The organism is Pseudarthrobacter sp. MDT3-1 (assembly GCF_054510755.1).
Window position 1 is genome coordinate 126,432 of record NZ_JBTNDX010000005.1, and the last position, 12,826, is coordinate 139,257.

At 68.4% G+C, this 12,826-nt stretch carries 7 protein-coding genes; 4 read left to right on the plus strand and 3 right to left on the minus strand.

Going from position 1 to position 12,826, the window contains the following annotated elements:
* Positions 1-6 precede the first annotated feature (6 nt).
* Positions 7-3,495, plus strand: a complete 3,489-nt coding sequence (gene cydD, locus ACX80X_RS05630) for a thiol reductant ABC exporter subunit CydD (RefSeq protein WP_252609153.1) — start codon at positions 7-9, stop codon at positions 3,493-3,495.
* A 6-nt stretch (positions 3,496-3,501) separates the two neighbouring features.
* Here cydD and ACX80X_RS05635 read toward each other — a convergent pair whose 3' ends face one another.
* Together ACX80X_RS05635 and ACX80X_RS05640 are read right to left on the minus strand one after the other, a co-directional pair.
* Positions 3,502-4,020, minus strand: a complete 519-nt coding sequence (locus ACX80X_RS05635) for a DinB family protein (protein WP_252600171.1) — start codon at positions 4,018-4,020, stop codon at positions 3,502-3,504.
* A gap of 9 nt (positions 4,021-4,029) precedes the next feature.
* The gene (locus tag ACX80X_RS05640) at positions 4,030-6,540 is read right to left on the minus strand and encodes a DNA gyrase/topoisomerase IV subunit A (protein WP_252609155.1); all 2,511 of its coding nucleotides are present in this window, start codon (positions 6,538-6,540) and stop codon (positions 4,030-4,032) included.
* Positions 6,541-6,652: 112 nt separating this feature from the next.
* Here ACX80X_RS05640 and ACX80X_RS05645 point away from each other — a divergent pair, with 112 nt between their 5' ends.
* From ACX80X_RS05645 to ACX80X_RS05655, 3 genes are all read left to right on the plus strand, one after another.
* Complete coding sequence (locus ACX80X_RS05645; protein ID WP_459311465.1) at positions 6,653-9,337, plus strand: bifunctional acetate--CoA ligase family protein/GNAT family N-acetyltransferase; 2,685 nt, start codon at positions 6,653-6,655, stop codon at positions 9,335-9,337.
* A 42-nt stretch (positions 9,338-9,379) separates the two neighbouring features.
* Positions 9,380-10,126 (plus strand): DUF5998 family protein, encoded by a 747-nt coding sequence (locus tag ACX80X_RS05650; RefSeq protein ID WP_252600174.1) that lies wholly within the window; start codon positions 9,380-9,382, stop codon positions 10,124-10,126.
* 79 nt (positions 10,127-10,205) lie between these two features.
* Complete coding sequence (locus ACX80X_RS05655; protein WP_252600175.1) at positions 10,206-11,372, plus strand: alkaline phosphatase family protein; 1,167 nt, start codon at positions 10,206-10,208, stop codon at positions 11,370-11,372.
* 4 nt (positions 11,373-11,376) lie between these two features.
* Here ACX80X_RS05655 and sepH read toward each other — a convergent pair whose 3' ends face one another.
* Positions 11,377-12,750, minus strand: coding sequence for a septation protein SepH (gene sepH, locus ACX80X_RS05660; RefSeq protein WP_459309510.1), 1,374 nt, complete (start codon positions 12,748-12,750; stop codon positions 11,377-11,379).
* Positions 12,751-12,826: the final 76 nt, after the last annotated feature.

A 12,826-nucleotide genomic window follows, 5' to 3' on the forward strand; every position in this document is an offset into this window, starting at 1 on the left:
CCGGCTGTGCGCCCAGACTTTCCGGCCGGACCGGCCACCCGCTCCGCCATCTACTGGCTTGGCCTGCTGGCAGCGCTGAAGGCGCTGTCACTGGTCCTGATGGGGCAGGCCGTGGCTGCCATGCTGGCCGGGCTGGCCACCGGGAACGGGTCGTGGGCCGAGCAGCTGCCCTGGGGCCTGGCGGGCGTTGTCCTAAGGTCCGCCACAGTCTGGGCCCAGGGCATCGCCGCGCGCCGCGCCGCGCTGGGCATCAAGGAGGAACTCCGCTCCGAGCTGCTGGCCCGGGCCCTGCGGAACGGTGCTCGGAGCACCGGTCCGGCCGATGGCGGGCTGGCCGTCCTGGCTACGCGCGGGCTGGATGCGCTGGACAGCTACTACACGCAGTTCCTCCCCGCCCTCGTGAACTGCGCCGCGATCCCGCTGCTGCTCGGGGCCCGCATCCTGTTCACGGACTGGGTCAGCGCGGTGGTGATTGTCCTGACTGTTCCGCTCGTTCCGCTGTTTATGGTGCTGATTGGCCGCTATACCGAGGACCATGTCCGCGAGGCCCAGGAAACCCTGACCCGGCTTTCCGCACACATGCTGGAACTGGCCAAGGGCCTTCCCGTGCTGGTGGGGCTGGGCCGTGCCACCGCGCAGCGCAAGGCCCTAGAGGAGATCTCGGAGGAATACCGCGCCAGGACCATGGGGACGCTGCGCACCGCATTCCTGTCCGCACTGGCGCTGGAACTGATCGCAACCATTTCCGTAGCAGTGGTTGCCGTATTCATCGGCGTCCGCCTGGTGCACGGCGACATGCCGCTTGAGGCCGGCCTCCTGGCGCTGATTCTTGCGCCGGACTGCTACCTGCCGCTGCGCGAGCTGGGCGCCGCCCACCACGCCAGTGATGACGGCCGGGCGGCCCTGGCCGAGACCAGGAAGGTCACTGAAGCACCCGAGCCGCAACCGCTGCCCGCACAGGGACGCGAGGCTGCCGCGTCCGACGGCGGCAGCCGGTGTTCCGTGCCCGGGTCCGGGGGAGTGACGGTCACCGACCTCAGTGTCACGTACTCCGGACGGTCCGCCCCCGCCGTCGGGCCGTTAACGTTTACTGCCCCGCACGGGCTGATCACCGCCCTGGACGGTCCCAGCGGCGCCGGCAAAAGCACCGTCCTTGGCGTGCTGGCCGGGACCATCGGCGACGGCGGCGGAACCACAGTTTCCGGCCGCCTCTCCGGCCTGGCACGCGACGCGGTCGCCTGGGTCCCGCAGCATCCGGTCATGGTGGCGGACTCCGTGCTCGAGGAGGTCATGCTGTACCTCGGTGGCGGAAGGGGCTCAGATACTCCGGCAGCAGCCGAGACGGCCACGGATTGTCTGGCCGCTGCGGCTGCCGGCCACCTCACCGGCCACCATCCGGCCGAACTGAGCCCGGGCGAGCTGCGGCGCGTTGCGCTGGCCCGCGGCCTGGCCCGCATCAGGTCCGGTGCCACCTTGCTGCTTCTCGACGAGCCCACCGCACACCTTGACGGCGTGTCGGCGGCGCTGGTGCAGGACTCGATCCGTGCGCTCCGGGGCCAGGTCACCATCATCCTGGTGGCCCACGACCAGCAGACCCGCGAGCTGGCTGACCACCTGGTGCCTGTTTCCGCCCACGGCATCACGGCGCCCTCCGACGGAGCTGTGCTGTCAGCAGGGACAGGGCCGTCCGGAACCGTGTGCGACGGAACCGGGGCCATTGTGGAGCAAGAGCATGCCCCGGAAATTTCCGGGCGTCATCCGGCGAGGACGCAGACGCCCGCGGCCGGGGATTCCCGGCCAGGCTGGACTGTCCGTCTGCTGGCCGGCCTGCTGGCACCGGTGGCTGGCCGGTTCACCGGCGCCGCCGTGGTGGGGACTTTTGCCGCCCTTTTCGCTGTTGCCCTGTCTGGCCTTTCCGGCTGGCTTATCATCAGGGCCAGCGAACAGCCGCCCATCCTGTACCTGCTCGCTGCCATCGTCGGGGTGCGATTCTTTGGGATCGGGCGCGCCGTCCTGCGCTACTGGGAACGGCTCCTGCTGCACGATGCCGTGTTCGGCGCCCTCACCCGCCTGCGCGGCCGGCTCTGGGAATCACTGAGCCGCAAGGCACTCTCACTGCGGCGGCTCCTACAGGGCGGCAACGTCCTGGGTACGGTGATTGACGACGTCGACACCGTCCGGGACCTGCTGCCGCGGGTTGTGCTGGCGCCCGCAACGGCGCTGGCCGTGGCCGGTTCAACGCTGGTGGCAACCGCCCTCGTGGCGCCTGCCGCGCTGCCGGCCGTTGCCTTGGCAGCAGCTTTCAGCCTGTTCGTGGCGCCGGCCGCCGCCCTGTGGGGGGACCGCCGCTCGGCCACAGCGGAACAGAGCCTGCGGGCAGGCGTCCTGCGGCGCACGTCCGCCGCGCTGGATGCCCGGGCGGAGCTGCACGCGAACGGCATCGCTGCAACAGTCCTGGACGCGCTGCGCGCCGAGGACCGCCTGGCCACCCGGGCATCGCAGCGTTCCGCCTGGGCCGAAGGCCTCGGCCAGGCCATCACCGTCGCCGCCTGCGGCACCGCCGCCTTGGGTGCTGCCGTTCTGACCGCACCCCAGGTGCTGGCAGGAACCATGGAGCCCGCCACCGCCGCGGTTGCTGTCCTGCTGCAGCTTGCACTCGTGGAACCGTACGCGGCGATGACGACGGCGGTGCGCCAGTACCCGGCGCTACGCAGCGTTATGCGCCGGGTCGGTGAGTCAGGGGTGCTGGATGGCGGTGCCACGGAAACCGGGGCCGGCGACGGCCTGCATGCTGTCCCCGCCCGTTCCGGTGCCGCCCCGGGGGTTGAACTGGAAGGCGTCGGGGCGGCCTGGCCCGGCGGGAAACCCGTGTTCTCCGGGGTCTCCGCAACGGCCGGACCCGGCACGTGGCTGGCGGTCACCGGACCGTCCGGCGCGGGGAAATCCACGCTGCTCGCCGTCCTGCTGGGATTCCTGCCGGCCGCCACGGGCCGGGCCGCGGTGACCGGCACGGTGGCCTGGTGCCCGCAGGAGGCACACCTGTTCGATTCGACGCTGCGGGGCAACCTGATGCTGGGCGTCCATGCCCCGCCTACCACCGATGCGCCGCCTACCACTGGTGCGCCTGCCGCCGGTGAAGCCGAGCTGGAAGCGGCGTTGGCCGCCGTCGGCCTCAGCGCCCTGGTGTCGCGGCTGCCGGCCGGGCTGGACACCCGGATCGGGCCGGGTGGTTCCTTCCTCAGCGGCGGCGAGCGGCAACGGCTGGCCGTGGCGCGGACCCTGCTGACGGGGGCCGAGGTTATCCTGCTCGACGAGCCCACGGCTCATCTGGACGCACAGTCGGGACGGGAAATGCTGGCAGACCTCCGCGCCGGCCTGAAAGACCGGACAGTGGTCATGGTCACCCACAATCCGGCCGACATCCAGCCGGATGACGCCCGGCTGGAGCTCTCGGCGGTGTCCCGGACGGGCACGGCTGCTTCGCTGGTGGGTTGAGTCCCCTCAGCCGTCCACATCGTGGAGGTGATGGACGACGTCGTGCAGGAAGTACTGGGCCAGCGTCAGGACCGTGAATTCGGAACCGTTGCTGCGCAGGCCCCGCCGTCCCCACTCTGACTCCCGGACGCCGGCGAAGGACTCGGCAATCTGCTTGCCCTCGGCCGTCAGTTCGGCGCTGACCACGGCGGGATCGGCATTGGCGTAATCCTTGTCGACTGCCGTTTGGTCCTGGTCCCAGTTCTCAAACCGGGCGCCGTCGGCGTCGAGCATAAGGTTCAGCCGCTGGTCGAACAGCGTGAAGACGTCGCGGACGTGGCAGGCATATTCCAGCGCCGACCACGTGCTGTCATCCGGGCGTTCTGCAACGTCAGGCCGGCGGAGGACGGCCCGCCAGCGCGGGAGCATGTTTTCCACGCTGCCCGGCACCGTGGCCGGTGTGGCGGTGGAAGCGTCGAAGGAGCACTCGGTGCACGGCCGGGAGAGGACCCAGGTCCAGTCCTTTTCATCAGGAATGATAGGCATGGCAGCAGTCTAGGACGGATCGCTCCAGGCCATGGCCGGACCCACCGCGTCCACTGCCTGGGACAGCGGAATCCCCGAACCGTCGCGCCGGCCGTGCTCCTGCGGCAGCGACCTGGCAATACCGGCGAGCGATGAGGCCTTCGCGGGTCCGTGCCCGGCCCACGCCAGCAGCAGCGTGTCTTCGCCCTTGAGGAACCTATGGGCGCGAACGCCGGCTGTTGCACGGCCCTTGGCAGGGTATTCGGCGAAGGCCGTCACTTTCGCCGCGCCCGGGGCGGTGCCCGGCAGGGCGCCGCTCGTGCCGGCAATGGTGACCACCACGGCGTCGTCGTCGGCGGCGGTGACCGCCCCGAAGAACAACACCTGGTCCCCGGCGCCGAGCTTGATACCCACCATGCCGCCGGCCGTTCTGCCCTGGGCCCGGACGTTGGCGGCGCTGAAACGGAGCAATTGAGCCTCACGGGTCAGGAACACCAGCTCGGTCTCCTCAGACCCGGCCGACGCCACACCCACCACCTCGTCCTTGTCCTTGAGCGCAATGACTTCCCAGTCCTCGCGGTTCAGGGGGTAATCGGGCTGGACCCGCTTGACCACACCCTGGGCGGTGCCGATGGCCAGGACTTCATCCAGCGGGGCGAACGCCACCAGCGCTTCACCCTTCAGCAGCGTGATGAAGTCCTTGGCCGGAACACCGCCGGCGAGGTTGGGCAGGCCGGACATCGGCGGCAGCACCGGCATGTCCATGACCTGAAGCCGCAGCATCCGGCCCTGTGAGGTGACCGCCGCTATTTCCCCGCGGGCCGAGGTCTTGACCACTGAACGGAAAACGTCGTGCTTGGCCCGCGGCCCGGACTCGGCGAGGGGCTCCTGGTTGGACGTGCGCGCGATCTGGCCCGACGCCGTCAGGATGGCCCAGCAGGGATCGTCCGAGATCTCCAGGGCGAGCGGCGCGGCCTGGCCCTTGCCGTTGGGGGCGGCCGCCAGGGCTGCCGCCACGGTGGGGGAGACGGCCTCGGATTCGAGCAGAACCGTCCGCCGCGGAGTGCCGTATTTTTCGGCGATTTCGCCGAGTTCGGAGGACACAAGTCCGCGCAACCGCTCCTCGGAGCCGAGGATGGCTTCCAGTTCCACGATCTCGCGGCGCAGCTCCTCCTGCTCCTTTTCAAGCTCGATCCGGGAGTACTTGGTCAGCTGCCGCAGCCGCAGTTCCAGGATGTAGTTGGCCTGGATCTCGGAAAGATCGTAGATGGACATCAGCCGGACCCTGGCCGCCGCCACCTCATCCGAGGAGCGGATGATCTGGATGACCTCATCGATGTCCACGATGGCGATCAGGAGGCCCTCCACCAGGTGCAGGCGGTCCTTCTTCTTACCCAGCCGGAACGACGTCCGCCGGCGCACCACATCGATCCGGTGCTCCACGTACACGGAGAGCAGCTTTACCAGGCCGAGGGTCTGCGGCTGGCCGTCCACCAGCGTCACGTTGTTGATGCCGAAGGAATCCTCCATCGGCGAGTAGCGGTAGAGCTGCTGGAGCACGGCGTTCGGGTTGAACCCGTTTTTCAGCTCGATGACCAGGCGCAGGCCATGCTGGCGGTCCGTCAGATCGACGATGTCACTGATCCCGGTCAGTTTCTTGCCATTGACGGCGTCCTTGATCTTCTCGATCACCTTTTCGGGGCCCACCATGTAGGGAAGCTCGGTGACCACCAGGCCGGTGCGCCGGGCCGAGAGCTGCTCGATCTCCACCTTCGCCCGGGTCTTGAAGGAACCGCGTCCGGTGGCGTAGGCGTCCCGGATGCCGTCCAGGCCCACGATCCGGCCGCCCGTTGGCAGGTCCGGCCCCGGTACAAAGCGCATGAGGTCATCGAGGGTCGCGTCCGGGTGGGCGATCAGGTGCCGCGCGGCGGAGATGACCTCCACCAGGTTATGCGGGGCCATGTTGGTGGCCATCCCGACGGCGATGCCCGTGGCGCCGTTGACCAGCAGGTTGGGGAACGCGGCCGGGAGGACATCCGGCTGGGTCAGCTGGTTGTCGTAGTTGGGGACAAAGTCCACCACGTCTTCGTCGAGGTGGTCGGTCAGCGTCAGGGCTGCTGCCGCGAGCCGGGCCTCCGTGTACCGGGGGGCCGCGGGACCGTCGTCGAGGGAGCCGAAGTTGCCGTGGCCGTCAATCAGCGGCAGGCGCAGCGAGAAGTCCTGGGCCATCCGCACCATGGCGTCATAGATGGCGGTATCGCCGTGGGGGTGGAGCTTGCCCATGACCTCGCCCACCACACGGGCGCTCTTGACGTGGCCGCGGTCCGGACGCAGGCCCATCTCACTCATCATGTACAGGATCCGGCGCTGGACCGGCTTGAGCCCGTCCCGGGCATCAGGCAGAGCCCTGGAGTAGATCACCGAATACGCATACTCCAGGAAGGAGCCTTCCATCTCGGACGTGACATCGATGTCCACGATGTTCTCGACGAAATCCTGGGGTGCGTCCCCGGCAGGGGCTGGGCTTTGGCGGCGGGCCATGGGGCTGGTGGATCCTTCTGGGTTACTGGTGGTGCTGTGGTCTGGGCGCAGGTCTGGAGGAAGTTCTCCGGGCACACGGCCTGCGCCGTCAGTTTGTGGTTAGGCTAAGCCTATGGTGGATCAGCCCGGGGACGGCGAATATCCGGAACATTGGGAAGCCGATGTCGTGCTCCGTGACGGTGGCACCGCCCATCTGAGGCCCATCCACCCCAGCGATGCGGACGCGGTCCAGGCTTTCCATGCCGGGCAGTCGCAGAACTCAATCTACATGCGCTTCTTCGCGTTCAAGGCCCGGCTGTCCAGCAAGGAGCTCAAGCGCTTCACCGAAGTGGACTACAGGGACCGGGTTGCCCTGGTGATCACCTTTGGCGGCGAAATCCTGGGGATCGGCCGCTACGACAGGCTGGATGATCCCCTCGAAGCCGAGGTCGCGTTCAACATTGCCGACGCCCACCAGGGCCGGGGCATCGGCTCAATCCTGCTCGAACACCTTGCCGCGGCCGCCCACGAAATCGGGATCCGCCGCTTCAGCGCCGAAGTGCTGCCGGAAAACCGCAAAATGCTAATGGTGTTCGCCGACGCCGGCTACGACGTCAAACGCCATTTCGACGACGGCGTCGTCAGCCTGGAGTTCAACATCGACCCCACCGAAAAGTCCCGGGTGGTGATGGAATCACGCGAGCACCGCGCCGAGGCGAGAAGCGTCCGGGACCTGCTGGCGCCGTCGTCCATTGCCGTCATCGGGGCCAGCCGCAAATGGGGGACCGTGGGGTACCAGCTGCTCGAACACATCATCGAAGGCGGCTTCTCCGGGCAGGTCTACGCCATCAACCCGGAGGCGTTGGAGCTCGCCGGAATGATGTCCTTCGGCAGGATTTCCGAGGTCCCGGAACCTGTGGGGCTCGCTGTGATAGCCGTTCCGTATGAGGAAGTGGCCACCGTGGTTGACCAGTGCGCTGCGGCCGGGGTCAAGGGGCTGGTGATCGCCTCCGCGGGCTTCGCGGACGACGGCGAACGCGGCCTCGCCCGCCAGCGCAACCTGGTCCGGAAGGCCAGGGCCAACGGCATGAGGGTGATCGGGCCCGCTTCCCTGGGGATCGTGAACACCCATCCCGACGTGAGACTGAACGCCTCCATGGCGCCCTCACTGCCGCGTCGCGGGGGCCTGGGCCTGTTCAGCCAGTCGGCGGCGATCGGTGTTTCCCTCTATGCGGCGTCACACCGCCGCAGGCTGGGCCTTTCGACGTTCCTGTCGGCGGGCAACCGCGCGGACGTCTCCGGCAACGACATGATGCAGTTCTGGGAGGACGACGCCGACACCACCGCGGTGGGCCTTTACCTGGAGTCGATCGGGAACCCCCGCAAATTTTCCCGGATCGTCCGGCGGCTCGCCCGCACCAAGCCCGTGGTGGTGGCCAAGTCTGAAACCATGGGCCTGCGGCTGCCGCCTGGCCACGCCGTCCGGACCACCCAGGCACCCGCCGGTGCGCTGGACGCCATGATGCGCCAGTCCGGCGTCATCCGGGTCGAGACCATCGAACAGCTGATGGACATCACGCAGATAGTGTCCGGCCAGCCGCTCCCGGCGGGGCCAGGGCTGGCCATTTTCAGCAACTCCCTTGCGCTGGGCAACGTGGTGGCGGACAGCGCCGAGGCGCACGGCCTGACCGTGGATGGCATCATCACCGACGTGGATCTCGACGCCGGGATGTCCCTGGCGCTGCCGGCCCTCCGCCGCAGCCTCCAGGACGCTCTCGCGTCCGACGCCGTCCACGCCGTGGTGGCCGCCCTGCTGCCGGTGCGGGGCCTGACTGTGGACCATATCGCTGAGGTCCTGGCCGAATGCTCGGCCGCCGCCGGAAAACCGGTAGTCGCCGCCTTCACCGGCATCCTTGACCCCTCCATCTACGTGGAGGGCATGGTGGGCAGTGAGGGATGGACAGTGCCGTGCTTCTCCAACGCCGGTGCGGCTGTGGCGGCGCTCGCCGCCGTGGTGCGCTACGCGGAGTGGGTGGCACGGGACCCCGGCCACTTTGTCCAACCCGAAGGCTGCGATCCGGAAAGCGCACGGATCCTGCTGGATCAGCTTCTCCACGATGTCCACGGGGAGCAACTCAAGACCCTGGAGCCGGCGTCCGCGGCCCAGCTGCTGGCGCACTACGGCATTGCGGTGCTGCCGTCCGCAGGTTTCGACTCAGAAGAGGAGGCCGTTGCTGCCGCCGGCAGGCTGGGCTGGCCGGTCGCGCTCAAAACCACCGACCCGGCACTTCGCCACCGCCTCGACCTGGGCGGAGTCCGCCTCGACATCGAGGATCCGGATTCCCTCCGCCGCAACATCGCGCAGATGCGGCGCTCGCTGGCACCTTACGGTTCGCGGGCCCTGGAGGTGCAGTCCATGGCCGCGGTGGGGCAGGCGTGCACGTTCCGGGCCATTGAGGATCCGCTGCTGGGGCCGGTAGTCTCCTTTGGGCTGGCCGGGGACGCGGTCAACCTGCTGGATGACTGGGCGCACCGTGTGCCTCCGCTGTCCGCGGCCGACGTGAAGGACTTCGTCCGGGGGCCCCGCGCGGCCCGCAAACTCTTCGGCTACCAGGGCCTTCCCGCCGTCGATATTGACGCCTTGGAGGAAGTCGCCGGGCGCTTGGCCTGGATGAAGGACAACCATCCGGAAATAGCCCTAGTGGAAATCAACCCTGTCCTCTGCGGAACCCAGGGCGTGTCCATCCTGGCCGCAGATATCCGGATCGGCAACGCAGCCCAGCGCACTGACAGTGCCCGCCGGGCCATGCTGGGCTGACCGCGGTTAGCATGTCCCCGGCCGATCTGTGAAAATGGGGGAATGAGCTCACAGCCTTCCCAGTCGACGCCTTCCACCTCCGGCAGTGACAACCAGGCAACCCGCCCCCACAGCTCACACAGCCACACGCCGCAGGGCCAGAGCCTGGACGGTGCGCTCCAGAAAGCGGGCTTCTACCCACGCCTGGTGGCTGACGTCGTTGACGACGCCCTGGACGGCCGCGAATGCGTGGCCCACCTGGTGCACCTCGAAACCCACTTTGACCGGGCCGAAGTCCGCCGCCACATCACCGTGCTGGTCCTGACCGCAGACATGCTGGTGATCACCCACGTGGACGACCAGCAGCTCGATGACGCCGGCGAACAGATCGTGGCCCAGATCTCCACCGAATCCGTGCCCGTCGCGCAGATCCGCTCCGTGGTCCTGAGCTACATGTACTCCCAGCCGCAGGACTACAAGCCCTCGGATCCGGTCCGGGAAGTCACCCTCGCCATTGCCTGGTCCGGCGGCCAGCGGCTGGACATGGGCCCCGCCAGCTGCGGAGACCCGCAATGCGAGGCAGACCACGGCTACAGCGGCACCATTGCCCAGGAGGACATCGTCCTGCGGATCAGCGCCGAAGCCGACGGTCCGCAGGCCGTCCAGGACGCCAAACTCTTTGCCCGCGCCCTGCGGGCCGTGAACACCGGTTCCACGGCTCCCGTGCCGCACGCCGGCCAGACGCTCCAGCCCCGGCCCCGGACGGGTGTGTTCGGAAACCGGCTCAGCCGCGGGCACCAGCAGCGCTGAGATGCCGGACCAAGGGAAAGCAACAGTCTCCTCAGTCTCTTCCGCAGCGGTTTCGCAGGGGGCCGCCCCGCAGCTTAGAATGCCGCCCGCGCCTGCCTTTGGCCGGCGGTCCATCGGGGATGTCCTCACCAGCGCGGCGGCCAGCCTCGGGGTAGAAGGTTTCACGAACTCCCTGGGCCTTCCGCCGGCGTCGCGCGTCTGCGTGGTCCTGGCCGACGGCCTGGGCCGGAACCTGCTCAAACAGAAGTCTGCCCACACGCCCTTCCTGCGCTCCGTGATGCAGTCCGGGCAGGGGGAAGTTCCCGTCTGGCTGGACTCCACGTTCCCCTCAACCACGGCCGCTGCCCTGGCCAGCTTCGGCACGGGACTCCCGCCCGGCCAGCACGGAATGGTGGGCTATGACGTCCTGGACCCGGACCAGGACAAAGTCGTCAACATGCTCGGCAACTGGGATGCCAAGGTGGACCCCACTGAGTGGCAGCCGTTTCCTACCGTCCTCGAACGGGCTGCCGATTCAGTTAGTGTGACCACGGTCAGCCTGCCGCAGTTCGGCAACTCGCCCATGACGCAGGCGGCCCTCCGCGGCGGGAATTTCGTCTCAGCCGTGACGGCCCACGCGCGCACAGAAGCCGCCGCCGAAGCCATGGACACAGCCGGGAAGTCCCTGATGTACTTCTACGTCAACGAACTGGATAAGGCCGGCCACCGGCACGGTTGCCAGTCCGAACAGTGGGAACACCAGCTCGAAGAGCTTGACGCAACCGTCAAACGGCTCCACGCGTCGCTCCCGGCCGGGACCACCGTCCTGCTCACCGCGGACCACGGGATGCTCGACGTCCCGGAACAGCAGCGGATCGACTTCGCCGCGGACGCGTCGCTTGTTGACGGCGTGCGGCATACGGCGGGGGAGCCCCGGATGGTACATCTCTACCTTGAGGATCCGGCAGACGCCGCGGGCCGGGAGCGCTTGCTGGGCGCGTGGCGTGCCCGTTTCGGCGACAGGATCTGGGCCTTTACGCGGGAGGATGCCATCGCCGCCGGGCTGTTCGGGACACTGCGCCCGGCCGTCGGGCCCCGGATTGGCGACATCATGATTGCAGCGCGGGACGCGCTGGCCCTCTACGACACCCGCCGCGGGCGCCCAGCCGCCATGGAGGTGGTGGGCCAGCACGGCTCGCTGACCAAAGCGGAACGCGAAGTACCCCTGCTGTGCTTTAAGGCCGAAGGCAAGCCACGGCGACGCTGAGGCGTCAGTCCCGCTTGGTCCCGAAGACGATCTCGTCCCAGCTGGGAACCGTGGACCGCTTCGGTTTTGCGGGCTGCCGTTCAGGCTGGTCCGCGTCATGGTCGTGGTGCTGGCCCGATCCTGCGTCATCGGTGCCGGCCGCGTAGGCCGCCCTGCGCGGGCTGCCGCCGCCCAGCAGTTCGTCCAGGCCCACGTTCGGCGCGGGACGCCCCGGAGCTGTCTCGCCGGGGGCACCCTGCCCTGCGGGACGAAGCGGGGACGCCACAATGGTGACTTCCCTCGTGTCGGTGCTGACGCCGTCGTGCAGTTTCAGGACGTCATCGTCCTCGGAGTCCCGGTGCGGCGGGATGAGGCTCAGCCTGGACAGCATTGACGGCCGCGCATCACGCTTGCGGGTGAGGGGATCGGCGGGCGGGGCGTCGTCCGGCGCGGTGGACTCGGCAGGTGCTGCCTCGCGCATTTCGGGCTCCCGGTACTTCTGCTCCCTGGAATCCGGTTCCGGGACCACCTCCGAGGGACGTGGATGGGCAGCGGGCACGCCGTGGGTCAGCAACAGCGCCAGGGCGTCGTCCGCGTCTTCGTCGACACCCAGACGCTGGCCGCGGCGTGAACGGAGCATATCCAGGAGACCGTCAGATTCCCTGGCCTGCGGGACGGCCTGCGGGCCGGTCGAATTTCGGGCGGCCGCTGCTTCCGCGTCGGTTTCAAAGTCAAACGGGCGGTCCGTGACGGCAGTGAGACGGCGGGCCGGAACGGGACCGTCCAGCGGTTCCAGCTCACTGAGCTGCTGGGCCCAGCGGTTGGCGTTCTGCAGCGACTTGCGGGCCGGACTGAACGTCCACTGCGCAGGCGGCTCTTCCCCGATGCCGGAGGTGCCGTCCTTTTTGGCTTCAAAACGGGCCACCACGGTCCAATTGCCGTCCTGGCGCCGCCACGAATCCCACTCCACGGTGGAAGGTTCAATCCCGTGGGCTGAGAGCCGGTGGTTGACCATGTCGTGGAGGGAAGCCGGGTGGTCGCCGAAAATGGAGCGGTAGGTGTCATGGCCGGGGGAGGGCGAAGCCACTTCCACCTTCCGTGCCTGTTGCGCTACATACTCCCGCTCGGCAAGGACCGGGCCCTCATACCGCTCGACCTTTGCGAGGGGAAGCCCGGAAAGCTCAGCCACCTCCGCTGCGGTGGCACCGCTGCGGATCCGAGACTGTATGTCCCGCGGGGACATGGCAATGGGCGCAGCCGCGGAAGCCGTCTTCGCCGAAGACCGGCTGGCCGTCCGCAGTGCTTCATCGATCGGCAGCTGGAACATCTCGCCGCCGGCACCGCTCAACAGGAGATGCTCCCCGTCGTCGTGTACGCCTACAAGCCGTAGATCCTGCATACAAATCCTCCACCCTGGCATTACTATCAATCGAAACTCTGCCACTCACCGGCCCCCTTTTGGGTTAGGAGCAAGG